16 protein-coding genes are annotated in these 22,319 nt (G+C 69.7%); 4 read left to right on the top strand and 12 right to left on the bottom strand.

All coding sequences use genetic code 11. The annotated features are described in order from the left end of the window. Positions 1 to 19: 19 nt before the first annotated feature. From P0084_RS01660 to P0084_RS01695, 8 genes are all read right to left on the bottom strand, one after another. Positions 20 to 1,159, bottom strand: a complete 1,140-nt coding sequence (locus P0084_RS01660) for an MFS transporter (RefSeq protein ID WP_308915063.1) — start codon at positions 1,157 to 1,159, stop codon at positions 20 to 22. 79 nt (positions 1,160 to 1,238) lie between these two features. Continuing rightward, positions 1,239 to 1,676 (bottom strand): 2OG-Fe(II) oxygenase, encoded by a 438-nt coding sequence (locus tag P0084_RS01665; protein WP_308915299.1) that lies wholly within the window; start codon positions 1,674 to 1,676, stop codon positions 1,239 to 1,241. A 94-nt stretch (positions 1,677 to 1,770) separates the two neighbouring features. Beyond that, positions 1,771 to 2,469: an outer membrane protein gene (locus P0084_RS01670; RefSeq protein ID WP_308915064.1), complete on the bottom strand. Its 699-nt coding sequence runs from the start codon at positions 2,467 to 2,469 to the stop codon at positions 1,771 to 1,773. A gap of 163 nt (positions 2,470 to 2,632) precedes the next feature. Next, positions 2,633 to 4,027, bottom strand: coding sequence for a dihydrolipoyl dehydrogenase (gene lpdA / locus P0084_RS01675; RefSeq protein WP_308915065.1), 1,395 nt, complete (start codon positions 4,025 to 4,027; stop codon positions 2,633 to 2,635). A 105-nt stretch (positions 4,028 to 4,132) separates the two neighbouring features. Further along, positions 4,133 to 4,705, bottom strand: coding sequence for a DUF924 family protein (locus tag P0084_RS01680; protein ID WP_308915300.1), 573 nt, complete (start codon positions 4,703 to 4,705; stop codon positions 4,133 to 4,135). 68 nt (positions 4,706 to 4,773) lie between these two features. Next, positions 4,774 to 6,060 carry an MFS transporter gene (locus P0084_RS01685; RefSeq protein ID WP_308915066.1) on the bottom strand — a complete coding sequence of 429 codons (1,287 nt, stop codon included), beginning with the start codon at positions 6,058 to 6,060 and terminating at the stop codon, positions 4,774 to 4,776. Positions 6,061 to 6,173: 113 nt separating this feature from the next. Beyond that, on the bottom strand, positions 6,174 to 7,223 hold the full coding sequence (gene queA / locus P0084_RS01690) for a tRNA preQ1(34) S-adenosylmethionine ribosyltransferase-isomerase QueA (RefSeq protein WP_308915067.1): 1,050 nt from the start codon (positions 7,221 to 7,223) through the stop codon (positions 6,174 to 6,176). Between the two features lie 10 nt (positions 7,224 to 7,233). Next, entirely contained in the window at positions 7,234 to 10,494 is a 3,261-nt protein-coding gene (locus P0084_RS01695) for a DUF748 domain-containing protein (protein WP_308915068.1), read from the bottom strand. 69 nt (positions 10,495 to 10,563) lie between these two features. Between P0084_RS01695 and bcp the strand changes: the two genes are divergently transcribed. The 4 genes from bcp to P0084_RS01715 all read left to right on the top strand — a co-directional run bounded on the left by bcp (position 10,564) and on the right by P0084_RS01715 (position 14,473). Then, positions 10,564 to 11,034, top strand: coding sequence for a thioredoxin-dependent thiol peroxidase (gene bcp / locus P0084_RS01700; protein ID WP_308915069.1), 471 nt, complete (start codon positions 10,564 to 10,566; stop codon positions 11,032 to 11,034). Positions 11,035 to 11,237: 203 nt separating this feature from the next. After that, positions 11,238 to 12,563 (top strand): DUF5930 domain-containing protein, encoded by a 1,326-nt coding sequence (locus P0084_RS01705; protein WP_308915070.1) that lies wholly within the window; start codon positions 11,238 to 11,240, stop codon positions 12,561 to 12,563. Beyond that, positions 12,553 to 13,068 (top strand): bactofilin family protein, encoded by a 516-nt coding sequence (locus P0084_RS01710; RefSeq protein ID WP_308915071.1) that lies wholly within the window; start codon positions 12,553 to 12,555, stop codon positions 13,066 to 13,068. Before P0084_RS01705 ends, P0084_RS01710 begins: the two co-directional genes overlap by 11 nt. A gap of 139 nt (positions 13,069 to 13,207) precedes the next feature. Then, positions 13,208 to 14,473 carry a glycosyltransferase gene (locus P0084_RS01715; RefSeq protein ID WP_308915072.1) on the top strand — a complete coding sequence of 422 codons (1,266 nt, stop codon included), beginning with the start codon at positions 13,208 to 13,210 and terminating at the stop codon, positions 14,471 to 14,473. Positions 14,474 to 14,526: 53 nt separating this feature from the next. Here P0084_RS01715 and prfB read toward each other — a convergent pair whose 3' ends face one another. The 4 genes from prfB to P0084_RS01735 form a co-directional block, all read right to left on the bottom strand. After that, positions 14,527 to 15,642, bottom strand: coding sequence for a peptide chain release factor 2 (gene prfB / locus P0084_RS01720; RefSeq protein ID WP_308915073.1), 1,116 nt, complete (start codon positions 15,640 to 15,642; stop codon positions 14,527 to 14,529). Between the two features lie 58 nt (positions 15,643 to 15,700). After that, on the bottom strand, positions 15,701 to 18,349 hold the full coding sequence (alaS, locus tag P0084_RS01725; protein WP_308915074.1) for an alanine--tRNA ligase: 2,649 nt from the start codon (positions 18,347 to 18,349) through the stop codon (positions 15,701 to 15,703). Between the two features lie 283 nt (positions 18,350 to 18,632). Further along, positions 18,633 to 19,703, bottom strand: coding sequence for a recombinase RecA (recA, locus tag P0084_RS01730; protein WP_308915075.1), 1,071 nt, complete (start codon positions 19,701 to 19,703; stop codon positions 18,633 to 18,635). A 217-nt stretch (positions 19,704 to 19,920) separates the two neighbouring features. After that, entirely contained in the window at positions 19,921 to 22,281 is a 2,361-nt protein-coding gene (locus tag P0084_RS01735) for an ATP-binding protein (protein ID WP_308915076.1), read from the bottom strand. Between the last annotated feature and the right edge of the window lie 38 nt (positions 22,282 to 22,319).

Here is a 22,319-nt window from a genome sequence, read left to right on the forward strand (position 1 = left end):
CTGCTCCGCGTCGGACGGATCAGGCGGCGGTCCGCGCCGCGCGCGCGTAGAGGCTCCCCGCCGCGATGGCGCCGACGGCGCAGATCGCGGCGGCCGTCAGCAGCACGGCCCCCGCCCCGCCCGACGCGAGCGCCGCCGCCAGAAGGGGCGTGCCGGCGAAGGTTCCCACGTTGCCCATCTGCGCCATCCCGCCATTGGCGCGTGCCTGGTCGGCCGGATCCGCGTTCAGGGCGGGAACGGCGGCGAAGTTCGCGCCGGCGAGGAGGCCCGTCGCCGCGAACGTGACGAGCAGGAGCCATGGGGCGGCGGGTCCGTCGGCGAGTGCGGCGGTCCCGGCGAAGCCAATGCAGGACGCCAGGAACGCCCCGGTGGCGATGTGCCCCGGCCGGACCGTTCGGGCGACGAACCCCGACGCGAACGTGCCGGCGAGGTTGGACAGAGGCAGGAGCGGGGTCAGCCAGAGCGCGTTCAGCGCGCCCGGGACCAGGGCGACGAGCGCGATGAAGAGCGAGGTGTAGATCCCGTGGGCCAGCCCGGGCACGACCAGGCGAACGTTGCCGTAGATCGCGCGATGGATCGCGATCACCCCTGGAAACGACGCCCCCCGGGTCATGATCCGCGGCACGGTCCGCCACATGACCGGCAGGAGGATCAGGCAAGCCACGCCGTGCCATGCATAGACGGTTCCCGGTCCGAAACCGCCCGCCCAGGGCAGCACCGCACCCAGGATCGCGAACCCGACCCCGAAGAAGGTCCCCCACAGCCCCATCACGACCGGCCGGTCGGACGGCGCGCTGCGGGCGGCCATGAGCGTCGGCAACGCCACGACCAAGGCCAGATGCCCCAACCCCTCCCCCACCCGCAGGGCCAGCATCACCGGGAACGGTGGCAGCAGGGCCTGCAGGAGCGAGAGGGCGCCGCTCAGCCCGAGCGCCCAGAGGATAGCGGGCCGCGCGCCGAACCGTGCGACGAACGCCCCCGCCAGCGCCCCTGCGGCGACGCCGACGACGGCCACGGCCGACACGAGGAACGCCACCGGCGCGTCGCGCCACACCAGTTCCGCCTCGCCCAGGGTGAGCGACACCTTCGCGAACTGCATCGCCGAGAGCAGGCCCGCGAGATAGAGCAGGAGGATCAGGGGCCAGGACGTGCGTTCCATGCCGCCGCAATGAAGAAGGGGCCGCCGGTTGGCGACCCCCTTTACGCATAGCCGCAATCGCGACCGATCGTATCGCGGTTTAGAAGCCGATCCGGCTGAGCGGACCCGCGAGCTTGCGATGCAGGATCGGGGGCAGGACGTCACGGGCGAGGGCCTGACGCGTCACCGCCCAGTCGGTCTTGTCCGCCGTACCGGGCCGGGGCTTGAACAGCGTGGTATGGCTCTTGCGAGTGTCGGACCAGGTGGCGGTGTAGTAGTACATGGCGATCGACATGCGCGGTTCGCCCTGGGGATGGTTCACCGTCTCCGGGTTGCCATGGAACGTGTCCGACCCCGTCGAGAAGCAGACCATCCGATTGAAGATCGGCACGAAGCTCGCGACCTTGTTCTTCATCTGCTTGTCCCAGATCTCGAACGAGCCGCCCCATTCCTCCCGCCAATCGTCGTTCAGATAGATCAGCACGTTCAGACGCCGTTCCACCTTCATCTGCCCGTGCAGATTGAAGTCCGCATGGATGTCGAATGGATAGCTCGGATGGGCAGTTCATGCCCACGCGACGATCGAGGGGCCGCGTGTCCGCGGCCCCTCGCCATAGCCGGTGCCGTCGCGCTTAGAACTTATAGGAGGCTCGAAGCTCCAGCACGCGATAGTCGACATCGACCTCCGATCCGTCGCCGAAGTCGTCGAACGTGACGTCGTCGACGGAATGGAGGGTGTATTGCACGCCCACCACCACGCTCGGCGTCACCAGCCGTTCGATGCCGAATCCGGCGGCGAAGCCGGTGCCGTCCCCGGAGGAGGTTCCCAGGGGCGAGGTCGAGTCGAAGTCCATGCGAACCGCGCCGAGCAGGCCGTAGAAGTGGTTGGCACCTCGGACGATGCCGCCGCGCAACGCCACGCGGACGCCGCGGTCCAGGTCCACGCTCGAAAGTCCCGTGGATGTCCCGACCTCGACGTCGCCGCCAAAGATGGCCAGTTCCGGGCCCCATACGACGTTGCCCGTCTGGAAATTATAGCCCGCGTGAACGCCATATCCGACCGCCTCGTCGGAAAGATCGAACAGGGCCGAGTTCGTGTCGTCGTCGTCGTCGTCGTCGCCGTCACCATCGACATCGCCGTCGATGTTGTCGCCATCGACGCCTGCGAAGCCGAAGCTTCCGCCCAGATAGGCCCCGGCGAATGACGGGGCGGGCACGGCGGGTGTGACGATCACCGGCTCGGGGGCCACGGGGCCGAACTTCTGCGCGAGGACGGGGGACGTCGACGCGACGACGACGACCGCCGCCGTGGAAAGGTGGTGGAGATTCATGGATCCGCTCCGGCTGAATGACGATCTATCCCCGCGCTAGGGCTATCCCCGCGCTAGGGGACGACCGTGCGGGGAGCAAGAACGCCGGGGCCTCCCGATCGAACGGAGGGGGGCATGTTGCCAGATCGTGACGCATCGACCGCGACCTGCCACCCCCGCCCCATCAGAAGTGGATCGCCCGTCCGTCCGCGTCGAGCACGCTCTCGTGCATCATCTCGGACAGGGTCGGATGGGGGAAGACGGTGTGGGCGAGATCCTCTTCCGTCGTCTCCAACTGCCGACCCACGACGTAGCCCTGGATCAGCTCCGTCACCTCCGCGCCGACCATGTGCGCGCCCAGAAGCTCGCCGGTCTTCTTGTCGAAGATGGTCTTCACCATGCCTTCGGGCTCGCCCAGGGCGATGGCCTTGCCGTTGCCGATGAAGGGGAAGTGGCCCACCTTGATGTCGTGGCCCGCCTCCCTGGCCTTGGCCTCCGTCAGGCCGACGCTGGCGACCTGGGGGTGGCAATACGTGCAGCCCGCGATCTGGTCCGCCCTGACGGGGTGGACGTCGTTCCTGCCCGCGATCAGTTCGGCCACCACGACGCCTTCGTGGCTGGCCTTGTGCGCGAGCCAAGGCGCGCCCGCGATGTCGCCGATGGCCCAGAGTCCCTCGACCCCGGTGCGGCAGTACTCGTCGACGACGACGTGCGACTTCTCGATCTTCACGCCCGCCTCCTCCATGCCGAGCCCTTCGACGTTGCCGACGATCCCGACCGCGCTGATGACGGTGTCGAATTCGTGCGTCTCGGCCTTGCCGTTCGACTCGATGGTGGCGACCACCACGTCGTCCTTGCGGTCGAGCCCCTTCACGATCGCCTTCTGCAGGATCGTCATGCCCTGCTTCTCGAACTGCTTCTTGGCGAACTTGCTGATCTCCTCGTCCTCCACCGGAAGGACGCGGTCCATGACCTCCACCACGGTCGTGTCGGCGCCCAGGGTGTTGTAGAAGGACGCGAATTCGATCCCGATGGCGCCGGACCCGATCACCAAGAGCTTCCGGGGCATGTGCGGGGGCTGCAGCGCGTGCTTGTAGTGCCAAACCCGCTTCCCATCGGCCTCCAGACCGGGCAGGTTGCGGGCCCGCGCGCCGGTCGCGACGACGATGTGGGGCGCGGACAGTTCCTCCGTGCCCCCGTCCGTCGTGACGGCGACCTTGCCCTTTCCGGCCAGCTTGGCCTCGCCCATGATCGTCGTGACCTTGTTCTTCTTGAACAGGTGCCCGATGCCGCCGGACAGTTGCTTGGCGACCCCACGGGAGCGCTCCACCACCGCGTCGAGGTCGTAGTCGATGCCGTCCGCCTTCAGGCCGAACTCCTTCGCGCGGTGCATCAGGTGGAACACCTCCGACGAGCGCAGCATGGCCTTCGTGGGGATGCAGCCCCAGTTGAGGCAGATCCCGCCCAGATGCTCGCGCTCGATGCACGCGACGTTCAAGCCCAGCTGCGCCGCGCGGATGGCGGCCACGTAGCCGCCGGGCCCCGCGCCGATCACGATCATGTCGTAGGTCTTGGCCATTCTCATCCTCCGGGGGGTCGTGCGATCCTTCGGGGCACGTTAGCGGAGGCGCCGGGTGGCGGCACCCCCCTTCCGTGCAGGTCGGACATGCGCGGGCGTAAACGGTCAGGCAGCGTCCTGAAGCTCGCGCACGACGGCGCCATAGCCGCCCGCCTCCACCATCGCGCGTTCCTCCGGCGTGGACGTCCGTCCCAGCGCCTCGTTGCGATAGGGGAAGCGTCCGTACCGCCGAATGACCTCGCGATGCGCCCGGGCGTGCAACAGCGTCTGCGGGCTGTCCAGTCGCCCGGCGATCAGGCGCACGGCGCGATGCTGGTCGGGCCCCGTCTCCGCATGCTCGAGGGGCAGGTAGAAGAACTGCCGCGGCGGGCCGTCGATCTGCCTGTCGAGCCCGCGATGGATCCCGTACTTGGCCGCGTGAAGCGCCAACCGATCGGTCGCGAAGGCCTGGGCCCGTCCGCGGAACATGTTGCGGGGAAACTGGTCGGTCAGGATCAGATAGGCGAGCGTGCCCCGCGCGCCGCAGCGCCAATGCTGCAGGCCACCGGCGCGGGCCGCGCTCCAAGTGTCCTCGAAACGCGAACGGATCTTCGCGTCCAGGTCGTCGTCCGATCGATACCAGTCGTCCGGGCCGCATTCCTCCAGCCAGAACGACAGGACGTCCTCCGTCTCGACCATCGCGGTGCCTCCCCCCATCGGCTTCGATCCGACAACGACTGCCGCGGGGTTTGGTTCAACCGCAGCGGTCAGGCCGCCCTTTCCGGTGCGTCGGCAGACCCGCCCGGAGCGGGGTCGGCGCCGATCTGTTCCTCCCATTCCTCCACCAGGGTCCCGATCGTGACCGGGGTCGCGGCGGTCGCCACGGCGACGTAGGGCGCGCTCTCGTCACCCGCATAGGCGGGGCGTCGCGTCATCCGCCACATCGCGTAGAGCGCCATCGCGGCCAGGAGCATCGCGATGAAGAGGAAGAAGCCCCCCGCTCCCACGCGGTCCATCAGCCATCCGGTCACGAGGGGGCCCCCGATCGCACCGAGCCCGTTCACGAAGAGCAGGCGGGCGGAGGCGGAGGCCATGTCGGACCGGTCGAGGTAGTCGTTCGTGTAGGCCAGCAGCAACCCGTAGAGGGGCATGGCGACCCCGCCGACGACGAAGCCCGCGAGCAGCAGCCCCGGCAGGCCGAACGCACCGGAATAGCCCAGGATCGACGCCCCCGCCCCCAGCAGCGACGCGGCCACCATCAGCTTGCGGCGGTCGTAGCGGTCCGAGGCCCAGCCGATGGGATACTGGAGCACCATCCCACCGACGTAGATGGTGGCGACGAAGAGGGCGATCTCGGCGGAGGTCAGGCCGCGGGCGGCGCCGAACACGCCCGTCATGCCGAACAGCCCCGCGAAGACCCCACCCAGGATGAACACGCCCACGAACCCCAGCGGCGACACGCGGTAGAGCGCCAGGAACGACATCGGCTTTGTCGATTCGAACGGCGGCATGGGGGTGGCGGACAGCAGGATCGGCGCGAAGGCCAGCGACACCAGCACGGACACGATCACGAACAGTTGGAAGTCCGCCGGGTCGCCGAGCGCGAAGATGCCCTGGGCGGCCACGATGCCGACGCTCTGCGCGATCAGGTACAGCGAAAGGGCCCGGCCCCGCGTCTCGTTCGTCGTCGTGTCGTTCAGCCAGCTTTCCGCGACGATATAGACCCCGCAGAAGCAGAACCCCAGCAGCAGGCGCAGCACGGCCCAGGCCCATTCGGTCGTGATGACGGGGAACAGCACCAGGCAAGCGGAAGCCAGCGATCCGAGCGCGGCGAACACGCGGACGTGGCCGACGCGCCGGATCAGATCCGGGACCGTCTGCGAGCCAAGCAGGAAGCCCGCGAAGTACGCCGCCATAACGATCGACATGGCGCCCGTGCTGAACCCTTCCAAGCCGCCGCGCACGCCCAGCAGCGTCCCCTGCATACCGTTGCCGATCATCAGGAACATGACCCCCAGCAGGAGGGCCCAGTTCATGGACAGGACGTTCCACATGGCGGCACCCTCGGCGGCTGGATCGAGGGGCGCCTAGACGGCGGCTGCGGCCCGCGCAATCGCGGATCGCACGAGGTTCTCGCGAATTCGCGGACGACGCCCGAACCCGACCTTCAGGGCAGCAGCAGCGACGCGTCCCCATAGCTGAAGAACCGGTATCCCCCGCGGATCGCATGATCGTAGGCCGCCAGCATCCGGTCCCGTCCCATCAATGCGGAGACGAGCATCAGGAGGGTCGATCGCGGCAGGTGGAAGTTCGTCATCAGCCCGTCGGTCGCACGGAACTCGAAGCCCGGGGTGATGAAGATGTCCGTTTCGCCGCGGAACGGCGCCACAGCCCCCGTTCGCGCCGCGGTCTCGATCACCCGCAACGCGGTCGTGCCGACGGGGATCACGCGTCCCCCGGCGGCCTTCGTCGCCGCGATCTCGGCGGCCGCGCGTTCCGTGACCTCGCCCCATTCGGCATGCATGCGGTGGTCGGTCACGTCGTCCACCTTGACCGGGAGGAACGTGCCGGCGCCGACATGCAGGGTGACCTTCGTGACGTCCACGCCCCGCCTCGCGATGGCGTCCAGGAGGGGCGGATCGAAATGAAGGCTGGCGGTCGGCGCCGCCACCGCGCCCTTCCGTTCGGCCCAGACGGTCTGGTAGTCGTCCCGGTCGCGTTCGTCGGGCGCGCGCTTGGCGGCGATGTAGGGCGGCAACGGCATCGTCCCCGCGGCCTCCAGCGCCCGGTCCAGCGCCTCGCCCGAGGTATCGAAGCGCAGGACGATGCGTTCCGCGTCCTTCGACGCGACCGTGGCATGCAGGTCGCCGAACCGCAGCGCGTCGCCGGGCCGCATCTTGCGCATGGGGCGGGCCAACCCCGCCCAGGTGCCGTCCGCCAGCGGCTCGGTCAGGTTCACCTCCACCCGCGCGCGGCCCGATCCGTCGGCCGTCGGCCGGATACGCTCCCCGACGAGGCGCGCGGGGATGACGCGCGTGTCGTTCAGGATCAGTCGGTCGCCGGGGCGCAGCCAGTCGGGCAGGTCCGTGACGCCCCGGTCATGGAAGCCCTGCCCGTCCACAACCAGCATCCGGGCCGCGGATCGCGGCACCGCGGGCCGTGTGGCGATCCGTTCGTCGGGCAGGGCGAAGTCGTAGTCGGACAGCTTTCGGCTCATGCGCCTGCCCTTACTGCGAAGGCGGGTCCGACCGGAAGATGTCGCGGAACACCCCGGGCGTCAGGATCGAAAGCGGGTCGACCGAGACGGAGGGCGACGCGACCGCACCCCGGAGGCGATAGGTGAAGCCGAACAATCCCTCGTCGCGGGTTCCGAACAGCGATCCGAACAGTCCGTTCACGAAATAGATCGGCGACACGACGCCTTGCAGATCCACCCGCTTGCGCGCGACGTCCACCACCCCGTCGGCCGTGATCGACAGGGCGGCGCCCACGGCGCTGGCACGCCGGACGCGTATGTCGGTCGGGCGCAGCGTGAACAGGCTTTCCACCGTGTCGAACCGCAGGCCCTGCCCGCCCAACTGTTCCAGCAGACCCACCACCGACAGCGCCTGCAGCAGGGTGGCCAACGCGGGTGCGTCGCGGATCGAGACATCGGCCCCCGTCAGCTGACCGTCATAGGTGCCCCCGCCGCGCGGCCGCAGCGACAGCGACATGCGGCCGCCGCGGGCGTCGTTGAACAGGCCCGCCGACCGCAGGACGGCGCCCGCGTCGGAGGCGTCGATCCGCACCGCCATTCCGTTCGGCTGCCGCGCCAGTACGCCCGCCACGGGGGTCCCCGCATTCACGCGGCCCTGGAACCGGCCGCCGCGTCCGTCCATGGTCGCGCGCATGTCGGTCAGGGCGATCCCCTCCGTCACCTGCAGGCGATCCAGCGCGACCTCCACCGGGCCACCGCCCCCCGATCCCCCGCCGGACGATGGCAGACGTCGGAGGTCCGCCCGTCCCCCGGTGATGCGCACGCCCGGCGGCGCGCCCGGGCCGCGGCCGTCCAGGACGATGGCCCCGTCGAACCAGCCCGCGTCCACCCGGCGCAACGTGGCGCGGCGCAGCCCCCCGCCGTCGCGGAACGCGACCGCGCCGCGCAGCGTCAACCCGGGCGCGTCGACGGATAGGGCCGTGATGTCGGGCACGGGTCCGAGCGTCACGTCGATCGACAGGTCGCCCGCCGATCCCCGCCCCTTCGACCAGCCGAGCGATGGCAGCGCTGCCGCCATCCCGCGCAGGTCGGATCGTATCGACAGGCGCGGCGGGGCGCCTTGCGGCAGGGTCGCCTCCACGGTCACGCGGGTCCGGCCCTCCGTCCGCAACCCGTCGAAAGCGACCCCGAGCCGATCCAGATCGGCCGGCGTGACCGTCGCGGTCCCGCTGACGCGCCCGGGTTCGAGCGCGACCCGCGGCGGCGCTTCCGGCGCCGGGGCGTCGGGATCGGCCGGAACGGTGGACGGGGGAGGCAGGGCCTGCCGCCATCCGCCCGTGAACGGGACGCCGTCGAACCGCACCCCGCCGTCCACGGCCACCGCGGATGCGTCGGCCGTCAGTTCCAGCCGGTCGGCCGCGATGCGCCGCCCGGGAACGATGCGATCCGACGTCATGTCGCGCAGAACGGCCGATACGGACCAGTCGATGTCCGCCGGGGCGTTGCCGGGGCGCAAGGGCAGGACGACCGCGACGTCCGCCTCCATGGTGCCCGTCGCCAGATCCCGCGTGCGTCGGATGCGTTCGAGCAGGCGGAAGGGCCGATTGTCCAGGACCTCGAGCACGTCGCCGATGGCACCCCGCGCCTTCAATCGGACCCGCCCTTCCGGCGGTCGGCTCAGGGCGTCGGGCAGGACGATCGTGGTGCCCGCTATGTCGACGCCGGGCCCCTCGCCCACGGGCACGACACCACGGTCGGCGCGTATGACCAGCCGTCCATCGTCGAATTGCAGCGCGCCGGCCGCGGCTTGAGCGGGCGGCATATGGCGCATGTACCGGAACGCGCCCCCCTCGAACGCGATGGAGGCCGAGGCGACCGGTTTGCGGCCCGGGACCACCCGCAGGGCGGCACGACCGCCGACCCCGTCGCCGCCGATCAGGTTGTCGGCGAACCAGCGTCGGCTGCCGGGGAACAGATCGGGCGGCCAGAGGGCCTTCAACTGGTCGACGGCCATTCGCGGAACGGTCAGGTCGAACGCCGCGTGGATGCCTCCGGCGGCGAAGTCGACACGCCCGGACAGCCCGGCCCGGCCGGCGGGTCCCGACAACGATGCCTGCCCTATGCGGAGGCCGAGTGGCTGCTGCATCAACCGCGCGGTGACGCTTCCCGCATCGAACGCGACCGGTGCCTCGAACGTGCCGGGGGGATCGAGCAGGACGTCGGACAGCCGAAGCTGCGCCGCGACCGGCCCGGTCGGACCATCCGGAAAGGACAGCGTCCCCCGCCCCGCCGCCTGGAGCGAGCGCCCGGACGCGGTGACGTTCGTGATCGACACCGTGTCCTTGTCGAAGGGCCACACGAAGCCCAGCGCAACGCGGTCGGCGGCGAGGCGGGGGTCGTCGGTGAGGCGCAGGTCGCGCAATGCCACCGTGCCCGACAGATCGCCGGGCATCCCGTCGGGCGTCACCGCGAAGCCGGCCCGGGCATCCACCGTACCCTGGCCCAAGGTCAGTACGGCCACGTCGGGCAGGAGCGCCGCCAGCGTGCCGATCCGCAGGCTGCGAAGACTGCCGGATGCGGACAGGCCCGTCGCGTCGCGAGTCACGGTCGCCCCGATCGTTGCATCGGGTTGAGCGTCGGGGGCGGCCGTGATCGTCAGCCGTGCCGCATTGTCGGAGCGGTCCAGCGCGAGCCTGGCCGGCGCGATCGTGGCCGCCAGACCGCTGACAGCATCCGCCACGTCGATGCGCACGTCCTCCACGCGGACGGAGGACAAATCGCGCAGCATCGGGGAAGCCAGATTCCGGTCCAGAGCGGCCAACGCCGCCGGCCAACCATCCGGCACAGTACCACCCCCCCCGCCGAAGGCCAGCGACCACCGCCCCGCGACGTCGCGCGCCAGCCCCAGGCGGAGGCCGTCGACCCGAAGCGAACGCGGCACCACCTGGCCGCGCAGGATGGACGTGCCGCGCAGGGACAGGGCCGTGCGCGGGAGGGCCAGGACCTCCCGCCCGTCACGCATCACGACGAGGTCGCTCAGCACCAGGCGGAGGGTCCCGTCGGACCGATCGAGGCGGAGGGCGGCCGTCCGCAGGTCCACACTGGCATCCGGCAGACGCCGGTCCAGCGCCGCCTCCACCCGCGCGACGATCCAGTCGGGCACGGCGACGGGCCGCGCGGTCAGGCGCCACAGCGAACCGGCCACGAAGGCGAGGACGACGAGGATGACCAGCCCCAGCCGTCGCAACCAACGGCGACCGGGCCTGGATGGGGCGGCGGATGCGTGCGTCACGGTGGCGATCTTGACGGCCCCGCCACGGTGCGCAAGTCCCGCATGCGTCCCACCCGAGGAGGTTCCGCCATGTCCACCACCGATCTGTCCCCTGGCCGCCCCGCCTCCGCCTTCACGCTGCCCCGCGACGGAGGGGGCACGGTGTCTCTGTCGGACCATGCGGGCAGGAATGTCGTGCTGTACTTCTATCCGAAGGACGACACATCGGGCTGCACCAAGCAGGCGATCGCCTTCACCGAACAAGCGGATGCGTTCACCCAGGCGGATGCCGTCGTCCTGGGCGTCAGCAAGGACACGGTCGCCAAGCACGACAGGTTCCGCGACAAGCACGATCTAGGCGTCGTCCTGCTGTCCGACGCCGACGGCACCATTTGCGAGGATTACGGCGTCTGGGTCGAGAAGCAGATGTACGGCAGGACCTATATGGGGATCGAGCGCACCACCTTCCTGATCGGCCCGGACGGGATGATTCGTCAGGTGTGGCGCAAGGTGAAGGTTCCCGGCCACGTCGAGGAGGTTCTCGAAGCGGTGCGCGCCTGACCCCCGCGCGGACGGGACCGCCACCGGCGCGATGGCGCCGATCGACGGGCAGCCTGCGACACCCTGTCCGCCACAGGATTGATCATCGGCTCCCCTTTCCTTAAGGCTTCCCCAAACCTACGCGGCCCCGCCCGCGGGGCCCGACAGTAGGATTGCGGCGCCAACGAGCGCCGCATCGGGCAGACGTGAAGGGAGATGGTGACGTGACACGACGCCGGACCGGTGGTCCCTCCGGGTGGATCGAACGGGCGTTCCCGGAACAACGCCTCTATCTGAAATCGGACGATGGGACGCGCTTCGTGCGGTTGCGTCCCGTCACGCAGGCCGCCGCCCTTGTGGGGGGCGCGGTCACGGTGGGGTGGACGCTGGTTGTGACCGCCTTCTTCCTGACCGACGCGATCAGCAGCGGGTCGTCCCGCGTCCAGGTCGCCCGCGCGCAGGAGGCGTACGAGAACCGCCTGAACGCATTGTCCGTCGAACGCGACACCCGAGCCGCCGAGACGCAGCAGGCGCTGGAACGGTTCTACGTCGCGCTGGACGAAGTCTCGAAGATGCAGGAGGCCCTGCTCGAGTCCGAGCAGAACCGCCGCGAGTTGGAAACCGGGATCGAGGTCATCCAGCGCAGCCTGCAACGCACCGTCGCCGAACGCGACACCGCCCGGGCGGAAACGCGAACCGCCCTGACGCGGCTGGAGAACGCGCCCGAGGCCGCAGCCCAGGCCGAGGCCCGCCGCGCGGACGCCGAGACGACCCTTTCGGCCATCGTGGGCGCGCTGGACGAGACCGCCGCCGAACGCGACGCCGCCGCGCGCGTGGCCGAGGCCGCGGACGCCGAGATCGCGCGCATGCAGCGCATGGCCGAACTGGCCGCCGAACGGAACGACCGCATCTTCCGCCGCCTGGAGGAAGCGGTGGAGACGTCGCTCGCCCCCCTGGAGAAGGTGTTCGAACGGTCGGGCGTCGATCCCGACGCCATCTTGGAACAGGTCCGGCGGTCCTATCAGGGTCAGGGCGGTCCGTTGGAGCCCGTCATCTCGACCCGGGGCAATCCCAACGTGGTAGACCCGGACACCGAACGCGCCAATTCGCTTCTGGACAAGCTCGAGGAGGTCGACCTCCACCGCATCGTCGCCGAAAGCCTGCCGCTCGGCCATCCCGTCACCGCCCCCCACCGGGAAACGTCCGGCTTCGGGCCGCGGTGGGGACGCATGCACAACGGATTGGACTTCGCGGCGTCCACGGGCACGCCGATCCTGGCGACCGCGGACGGCACCATCGCGTTCGCGGGCTGGCAGTCCGGCTACGGCAAGCTGGTCAAGATCCGCCATCCGTTCGGCTTCGAGACCCGCTATGCGCATCTGAACTCGATACGCGTGAAGGTGGGGCAGAAGGTCTCGCGCGGGGATCGCATCGGTGGTATGGGCACCACCGGACGGTCCACGGGGGTGCATCTCCACTACGAGGTGCGGCGTCACGGGACCGCAATGAACCCGAGAACCTTCATCACCGCAGGTCGCGATGTTTTCTAAATCCAAGCTGAACCAGCAGGGCGGCGACGCCAACAAGCCGCAGCCCGCCGATCCCGCCAAGCCCGCCGCGGGCGGCGCCCCGCAGCGACCCGGCGGTCTGGACCTCGGGGCGGGCGCGCAAGCGATGAAGCCCAAGGTCGGTCCGTCCACGCTGTCGGCGGACCTGATGATCAAGGGCGACCTGCGCACCTCCGGCGATCTCCAGATCGAGGGGGAGGTGGAAGGCAACATCCACGCCCATCTCCTGACCGTCGGGGAAGGATCCGTCGTGCGCGGCGAGGTCGTCGCAGACGACGTCGTGGTGAACGGCCGCGTGATCGGGCGGGTGCGGGGCCTGAAGGTGCGCCTGACCTCGACCGCCAGGGTCGAAGGCGACATCATTCACAAGACCATCGCCATCGAGTCAGGCGCGCATTTCGAAGGCGCGGTCCAGCGGCAGGACGATCCCATCGGGTCCGGTCCGAAGTCGAAGGCCATTCCTGCAGCGGAGTCGAAGGCGGACTGACGCGGTCGCTCGAAGGCGTCGTCCGACGGCGCAGCGCCGGACGCGCTGCCCACCCCGTTTGGCCACGGAATCGGGCATGCGAAAATGACGTCGGGGGCATCCGGTTCGATCCTCGTCGGATTGCCCTAGATCGCGCTCCATGACCCGCCCCGCCATCGTCCTGTCCACCATCGGCTCGCACGGCGACCTGTTCCCCGTCCTGTCGCTGGCCCGCGCGCTGGACGCGGCGGGGATCGAGCCGCGGTTGGGTCTGGTCCCCGACGACTGCGCGGTGGCGCGGGATTGGGGCTTCGATGCCATCCCCGTCGGTCCGTCCGAGACCGAGATGACGGCCCGGCTGGGCATGTCCCGCGACGAGATCGCCGCGAGCGTCCTGCGCGACCCGGGCCGTTTGATGCAGCGCGCGTTGATGCCGCTGTTGCCGTCGATGACGGACGCTTTAATCGCGATGTGCGACGGGGCCTCCGCCGTATCGGCGACCACCTTCGCAATGGGTGCGTCCCTTGCGGCGGAACGGGCCTCGCTGCCCTATGTCCCGGTCCTGCTGCAGCCGATGGTGACCTTCGCCCCGTCGGACGCGCCCGTGATCCCGCGCCTGCCGGTGACGGTCACGGACCCCGGCCCCCTGGGTCGGGCTTGGAACCGCATCCCGATGGCGGCCGTTCGCGTCGTCCTGCGGTTGCGGCACGGTCGTGATCTGACCAGGATCCGGCGCGGCATGGGTCTTCCGCCCCAGCCGGGCACCCCTACGATCGACCACGGCGGCGTCGTGCCGTTCCGTTTGGGCCTGTGGGATGCGGCCTTCGCGCCGGCGCCCCGGGAGTGGCCGGACCTGAAGGTCGTCGGTTTCCCACCCTCGCCTCGGCACGACCCCCTGTCGGACGATGTCGTCCGTTGGTTGGACGACGGCCCCGCGCCGGTGGTCTTCACGCTCGGCAGCGTGGCGCAGGCGCTGGGTCCGCCGGACTTCTGGTTCGCGACCGCGCAGGCCGCGCGCGACTGCGGGATGCGCGCCATCCTGCTTCACGGAACGGCCGACGCGCCGAGGGGCCCGGACCTGCTGACGATGCCGCGCCTGCCCCACGCGCCGCTGTTTCCCCGCGCCGCCGCGATCGTCCATCACGGCGGCATCGGCACCACGGCTGAGGCATTGCGGGCGGGCAAACCCCAGGTCGTCCTGCCCGTCGGAGGGGACCAACCCGACAACGCCGCGCGACTCGAACGGCTCGGCGTCGCACGGGCGCTGCCCATCCGGCGCTTCACCCCCGGACGCGGTGCGAAAGCGATTCGCGAGATCATGCAGGGGTTCGATCCCGCGGCGGCCTCCGAATTATCGGATCAGGCGATGGCGAACGACGGCGCGGCAGCGGCGGCGGCGGCCTTTCGGGAATTGGTCGCGACCTAGCGGAGCCAGCCACGGGCTGGGACAGGACCCGTGTCCCGCCCCCGCCCGCCCGCTCAGCCGGCGTCCGCCCTGCTCTTGCCCGCGACCTGTTGGGCCAGCACGGACGCCATGAACCCGTCGAGCGCCCCGTCTAGCACGCCGGAGGTGTCCGACGTCTCGTGCCCCGTGCGGAGGTCCTTCACCATCTGATAGGGTTGCAGCACGTAGCTGCGGATCTGGTTGCCCCATCCAGCATCGCCCTTGTTCTCGTGGGCCTCGGTGATCGCGGCGTTCCTGCGGTCGAGCTCCATCTGGTACAGTCGGGACTTCAGCGCCTTCATGGCAATGTCGCGGTTCTGGTGCTGCGATTTCTCGGACGAGGTCACGACGATGCCGGTGGGGACATGCGTGATCCGCACGGCGGAGTCGGTCGTGTTTACGTGCTGGCCGCCGGCGCCCGACGACCGGTACGTGTCGATGCGGATGTCGGACGGGTTCACGTCGATGTCGATGTCGTCGTCCACGACCGGATAGACCCAGACGGAGGCGAAGGACGTCTCGCGCGTGCCCTTCCCGAAGGGTGAGATGCGCACCAGCCGGTGAACGCCGGATTCGGACTTGAGCCACCCATAGGCGTTTAGGCCGCTGATCTTGTAGCTGACGGACTTAATCCCGGCCTCCGTCCCCGACTCCTCCGACTGGAGTTCGACATCGAAGCCGCGCTTGCCGGCCCAGCGGACGTACATGCGCTGCAGCATCTGCGCCCAATCGCAGGCCTCCGTGCCGCCGGCGCCCGCGTTGATCTCGAGGAAGGTGTCGTTGCCGTCCGCCTCCCCGTCGAGGAGGGCTTCCAGCTCGCGCTCGGCGGCGACGCTCACGAGACGGGACAGGGTGGCCTCGGCCTCCGTGACGATGTCGTCGTCGCCCTCGACCTCGCCCATGGCGATCAGCTCGACGCTTTCCGACGTCTCGCCCTCCAGCTTGCGCACCGCCTCCACGCTGTCCAGCAACGCCTGCCGGTCGCGCATCAGCTTCTGCGCCCGGGCGGGATCGTCCCACAGCGTGGGATCCTCGATCATGGCGTCGAACTCTTCCATGCGGTGGGGCGCCGTTTCCCAGTCCAGGCGCTGCTTGAGCAGATCGACCGACTTCGCGATCTTCTCGACGTTGGATTGGGCTTCGGCGCGCATGGGGTCCTCCGGGCGATCGGGCGTGAGGTAAGCCCGCGCGGGGACGCGGGCAACCCGTTCAGGCGGCGGCGATCAGCGCGCGGACGGCATCCAGCGCCTCCCCGGCCTTCGATGCGTCGGCACCGCCGCCCTGCGCCATCTCGGGTCGGCCGCCGCCGCCGCGTCCCCCCAGGGCGTCCACCGCGGCCTTCACCAGGTCCACCGCAGACAGGCGGTCGGTCAGATCGGACGTGACGCCCACCGCGACCGCGGGCTTGGCCCCCGTATCGGCGATCAAGGCCACGACGCCGGAGCCCAACCGGTCCTTCATCGCATCGATCATGGGCCCCAGCTCCTTGCCGGACACCCCCGCGACTGTCTGAAGTACGGCCTGCATTCCATTGATATCCTGCGCGTCCCCACCCGAGGCCATGGCGGCGTCACGCTTGAGTTGCGCGATCTCGGCCTGCAATCTCCTGCGTTCGTCCAAGAGGCCCCGCACCCGGTCCGCGACCTCGTCCGGGCCGGTCTTGAACAGGTTGGACAACGCTGCCATCCGGTGGTCCTGCGCGCGGAGGTAGTCGTGAGCGGCCTGCCCGGTCAATCCTTCGACCCGGCGCACGCCCGCGCTGATGGCGCTGTCGCCCAACGTGACGAAGGTGCCGATCTGGCCCAGCTGTCCGACATGGGTGCCGCCGCACAATTCCAGGCTGTAGGTCCGTGCATCCGTCCCCTTGCCGGACCCGTCGCGCTTGCCCATGGACACGACGCGGACCTCGTCGCCGTACTTCTCGCCGAACAGCGCCTGGGCGCCGAGGGCGCGCGCCTCGTCGGGGGACATGATGCGGGTGGTGACGGAGTCGTTCTGGCGGATCAGGGCGTTGACCTCCGCCTCCACCGTAGCGAGCTGATCGGCGCTGAGCGCGCCCTCGTGGCTGAAGTCGAAGCGCAGGCGGTCGGGGGCGTTGAGCGATCCGCGCTGGGCCACGTGATCCCCCAGGGCGTTGCGGAGGGCTTCGTTCAGCAGGTGGGTGGCGCTGTGGTTCGCGCGGATCCGGGACCGACGGTCGTGATCGACCTCCAGGTCGGCGGATTGCCCGGGCTGCAACGCGCCATCGACGACCTCCGCCAGATGCATGACCACGCCGGCGGACCGCCGCGTGTCCGTCACGCGGGCCGTTCCCGTGGACGTGCGAATGGTGCCGGTGTCGCCGACCTGGCCGCCCGCTTCGGCGTAGAACGGGGTCTGGTTGACCACGATGGCGACCGTGTCGCCCGCCGCGGCGCGGTCGATGCGTGCGCCGTCGCGGACGAGCGCGAGCACTTGCCCTTCGAGCGTTTCGGTGTCGTAGCCCAGGAACTCCGTCGGTCCGTTCTCCTGCGCAAGATCGAACCAGATGGCGGCATCCGCCGTCTCGCCCGATCCGGCCCAGGCGGCCCGGGCGCGGGTGCGCTGTTCCTCCATCGCGGCGTCGAACCCCTCGACGTCTACCGCGCGGCCCCGTTCGCGCAGGGCGTCCTGGGTCAGGTCCAGGGGGAAGCCGTGCGTATCGTAAAGCTTGAAGGCGGCATCGCCCGGCAGCGGGGCACCGTCGGGCAGGTTGCCAAGTTCGTCGTCGAGCAATCGCAGGCCGCGTTCCAAGGTCTTGCGGAACCGGTCTTCCTCGCCCCTTAGGGTTTCGGTAACCATCGGCTGGGCGCGGGACAATTCCGGGTAAGCGTTGCCCATCTGCCGCACGAGTGCGGGAACCAGCTTCGCGAGCAGCGCGTCGCGGGCGCCGGCCTGGTGCGCGTGGCGGACGGCGCGGCGGATGATGCGGCGCAGGACGTAGCCGCGCCCTTCGTTAGAGGGCAGAACGCCGTCGGCGATCAAGAAGGACGTGGACCGCAAGTGGTCGGCGATGACGCGGTGGTGCATCTTCGCTGGGCCGTCCGGGTCCGTGCCGGTCGCTTCGGCGGAGGCCAGGATCAGCGCGCGCATCAGGTCGGTGTCGTAGTTGTCGTGCTTGCCCTGCAGGAGCGCGCCGATTCGTTCCAGACCCATCCCGGTGTCGATGCTTTGCTTTTCAAGGTCTTGGCGGGTGCCGTCGGCATGCTGTTCGTACTGCATGAAGACGAGGTTCCAGATCTCGATGAACCGATCGCCGTCCTCGTCGGGGCTGCCGGGGGGGCCGCCGGGGATGTGGTCGCCGTGGTCGTAGAAGATTTCGGTGCACGGACCGCAGGGGCCGGTGGGGCCCATGCGCCAGAAGTTGTCGTCGGTGGGGATGCGGATGATGCGGTCGTCCGGGAAGCCAGCGACCTTCTTCCAGATCGCCGCCGCCTCGTCGTCGGTGTGATAGACGGTGGCCAGCAACCGGGACGGGTCGATGCCGAAATCGCGTGTGATCAGTTCCCACGCGAAGGCGATGGCGTCGTCCTTGAAATAGTCGCCGAACGAGAAATTCCCCAACATTTCGAAGAAGGTATGGTGGCGCGCGGTGTAGCCGACGTTGTCGAGGTCGTTGTGCTTGCCACCCGCGCGGACGCATTTCTGGGACGTGGTCGCGCGGTCGTAGGGGCGCGTCTCGACGCCCGTGAAGACGTTCTTGAACTGCACCATTCCGGAGTTCGTGAACATCATCGTAGGGTCGTTGCGCGGGACCAGGGGGGAGCTGTCGACGACGGCATGGCCCTGGCGCGCGAAGTAGCCCGTGAAGGTGCTGCGGATGTCGTTCAGGCTGGCCATTGCGCGTCTCCGAAGGCTGTCCGGTGGGTCACCTAGCGATGCGCGCACGGGGTGTCCACATGGCCAAAACGGGCGTGCACCCCCCGTACACCCCCCGTACACCCCCCGTGCATACGCGGCGGCATACCGGGGCGGTCCTCGGATCGTGCGGAAACACGGGATTGCCATGCGACGCGTTCGGTGTAGCCACCGCGAATCCCGTTACCCGGGCACGACCCCCCCGGGCACGACGCGAAAGGGCCGCCCCGTCGGGCGGCCCTTCGTCACCGGGATGTCGGAGCGATCACTCGTCCAGGATCTCGTCCTTGTCCGTCCTGGTCATCTGAAAGTCCAGGCCGTGGGCGGCGCGGATCTTGTCCTCCACCTCCTCGGCGATGGTGGGGTTGTCGCGAAGGAACTGCTTGGAGTTCTCGCGCCCCTGGCCGATCCGCTCGTCGCCATAGGAGAACCAGGCGCCCGACTTCTCGACCACGCCGGCCTTCACGCCCAGGTCCAGCAACTCGCCCATCTTGGAGATGCCTTCGCCGTACATGATGTCGAACTCGACCTGCTTGAACGGCGGGGCGACCTTGTTCTTGACGACCTTCACGCGCGTCGCGTTGCCCACCACCTCGTCGCGGTCCTTGATCGCGCCGATGCGGCGGATGTCCAGGCGGACGGAGGCGTAGAACTTCAGCGCGTTGCCGCCCGTCGTCGTTTCGGGCGAGCCGAACATGACGCCGATCTTCATGCGGATCTGGTTGATAAACACGACCATGCACTTCGAGCGGTTGATCGAACCCGTCAGCTTGCGCATCGCCTGGCTCATCAGGCGGGCATGGACGCCCACGGAGCTGTCGCCCATGTCGCCTTCAAGCTCGGACTTGGGCGTCAGCGCCGCGACGCTGTCGACCACGACCATGCTGACGGCACCCGACCGGACCAGCGTGTCGACGATCTCGAGCGCCTGCTCGCCCGTGTCGGGCTGCGAGATCAGCAGCTCGTCGAGATCGACACCCAGCTTGCGGGCGTATTGCGGGTCGAGCGCATGCTCGGCATCCACGAAGGCGCAGACGCCGCCCTTCTTCTGCTCCTCCGCGATGGCGTGGAGCGTCAAGGTGGTCTTGCCCGAGGATTCGGGGCCGTAGATCTCGATGATGCGCCCCTTGGGGAGGCCGCCGATGCCCAGCGCGATGTCGAGGCCCAGCGAACCGGTCGACGTCGCCTCGATGTCCTGGACAGGGTTGTCCTTGCCCAGCTTCATGATGGAGCCCTTGCCGAACTGGCGTTCGATCTGCGCCAGGGCCGAGTCCAGGGCCTTCTGCTTGTCCGCGCTGCGTCGTTCGCTCATGTCGAGTAGGTTCGCCGTTGCCATGTTTCCCGTCCCTCTTCGCATCATGCCGCGGGCGCGGCAATCGGGGTTTTCCCAGCTTCGTTCCTTGTCCGTTCCATATGGTACAAAAGCGGAACATTGGCAAGGCGACGCCGGGGAAACAGTGGGGGTTTTCCAGCGCCGATCGGTGCGATCCCGCGCACCGTCCCGGGCGCGGCGAAGGGAGACCACCGGGTCGAGTCCTGCGATCCCGTCCCGCCTAGTCCAGAGCGTCCTGGACCCGGGCGGTGAGGTCGCGCAGCGAGAAGGGCTTGGGCAGGAACACGGAGTTGGGGATGGGCACGTTCGTTTCGGACATCGTGTCCTGCGTATAGCCCGACACGAAGATCGTGGTGATGTGCGGACGGTCCACCAGCGCCTGCCGCACCCAGGTGGGTCCGTCCATCCCGGGCATCATCACGTCGGTGACGAACAGGTCCACGTGCAGGTCGGGATCGGACAGGATCTCCAACGCGTCCTCGGCCGACGGGGCCTCGATCACGTCGTAGCCCTTCAGCGTCAGCGCGCGGGAGGCGAAGGCGCGGACCGGATCCTCGTCCTCCACCAGCAGGATGGTCCCCTTGTTCCCGCCGGAGCCGGCCGCCGGCGGATGTGGCAGGGCGATCTGCGCGGGCTCCGCCGAGACGTCCGCCGGGGGCGCTTCGGAACGCGACCCGGCCGCCGGCGGGTGCGCCGAGACCAGCGGCATCATGTCGGTGCCAGCGGGGAAGTAGAGGGTGAAGACCGCGCCTTCGTCGGAGCTGTCGGCGAAGATGAACCCGCCCGACTGCTTGACGATCCCGTAGGCCATGGACAGCCCCAGGCCCGTCCCCTCCCCCGGCCGCTTGGTGGTGAAGAACGGCTCGAAGATGCGGGCGATCTTGTCGCGGGGGATGCCGGTGCCCTGGTCGCTGACGCGGATCCGGACGTACTGGCCCGGGGGCACGGTGGCGCGGTCTCGGACCATCTCCTCCGCGAGGTAGGTGCAGCGCGTCTCGATGCGCACCTCGCCGCCGCCGGGCATCGCGTCGCGGGCGTTGACGACCAGGTTCATCAGCACCTGCTCCAACTGCCGCCGGTCGCCGCGGATGGGGATCAGCGCGGGGTCGTGATCGACCACGAGGCGAACGCGCTCGCCCACCAGGCGGTTCAGCAGGTGGGTCATGTCGCCCAGGGTTTCGCGCAGGTCGAGCTGCTGCATGTTCAGGTTCTGCTTGCGCGAGAAGGCCAGCAGGCGTTCGACGAGGTCGGCGCCGCGGGCGGCGTTCTGCTGGATCTGCTTGAGGTCCGCGTAGTCCGGATCGTCCTGGGGCTGGCGTTGCATGACCAGTTCGCAATGCCCCGATATGGCTTGCAGGAGGTTGTTGAAGTCGTGCGCCACGCCGCCCGCCAGCTGGCCGATGGCCTGCATCTTCTGGGACTGCACGAACTGCGCCTCGATCGACTTGTATTCCGTGGCGTCGTTCATCACGGCGACCAGCGTGCCGTCGTTACCTTCGGACGGGCGGCCCAGCGTGACCTGCAGGTACGTCTCGCCCGCGCCGGTGACGCGCACCACCTCCGGCCGGCCGAGACCGCGGCCCTCCCGCGCTTCCTGGACCCAGGCGCCCACGGACCGCCCGAGGCTTTCGACCAAGGCGGCGAGGGGCTTGTCGCCGTTGCGGGCCTCCGGCAGCAGGCGCGCGGCCGGGGCGTTGAGGGGCGAGACCAGCCCGTCCGCGTCGATCTTCAGGACGGCGATGGGCAGGGTCGCCACGGATGGGGGCGCGTCGCCCGCCCCGCCGTCAGCCGACAGGGGCAGGACCGACACCTCGCGCCGACCGTCCGCTGTGGGGACGATGCCCAGGCGCACGGAACGCGGACCCTTCGCCGCGTTCAGCCGGTACACGCCGTCGTGGTCCGGCCGGTCCACGTCGAACAGGTCGGACAACTCGTTGACCGGACGCCCCAGCAGCGTGCGCAGGCTGTCGTTGACGTGGAGGATCGCGCCGTCGGGGGCGACGGACAGCATCGGGGTCGCCGGGTTCCCCAGGCTGGTGCCGTCGAGCAGATCCTCCAGCCGCCAGATCTGTCCGCCCGGAATGCGATGGGCCGACAGGCGGACATGGCCGCGCCGCGTGCGCACGTCCTCCACCGCCGTACCCCCCGCCTCCAGCTTGCGGCGCAATCGGACGGCCAACTGGCGGGGATTGGCGAGGATCGGTTCCAGCACGCGGGTCAGGTCGTCGCCGCCGCGGGGGCCGAAGCGGTCGCGGGCGGCACGGTTGCGGGCCGTGATCGCGCCGGTCCGATCCAGGCAGAACGCGGGCGCGGCGTCGTCCTCGAGCAGACGCATGGCGCGCGCGCGGTTCCGCCTTTCGCGCCAGGAGGCGAGCCGCACGGCCATGAGGGTGAGAAGCGCCACGACGGCGAGGCAGGCCGCCACGGCCGCCAGCGTCAGGCGAAGCGCGGGCTGGGCGAACGCCACCGCCGCGGCGCCGGCGAGAAGCGCGGCCGCCGCCAAGGTCACCGCGCGGGGCAGCCAGCGCCCGGTCCCCGCGGGCATGTCCGCGGCCGCACCACTCCAACCCGTGTCCGCCATGTCCTCTCTCTCCCCCGGATCCGATCGCCTCGCGCGGT

The organism is Jannaschia maritima, from assembly GCF_030973515.1.
GTDB classification, from domain to species: domain Bacteria; phylum Pseudomonadota; class Alphaproteobacteria; order Rhodobacterales; family Rhodobacteraceae; genus Jannaschia; species Jannaschia maritima.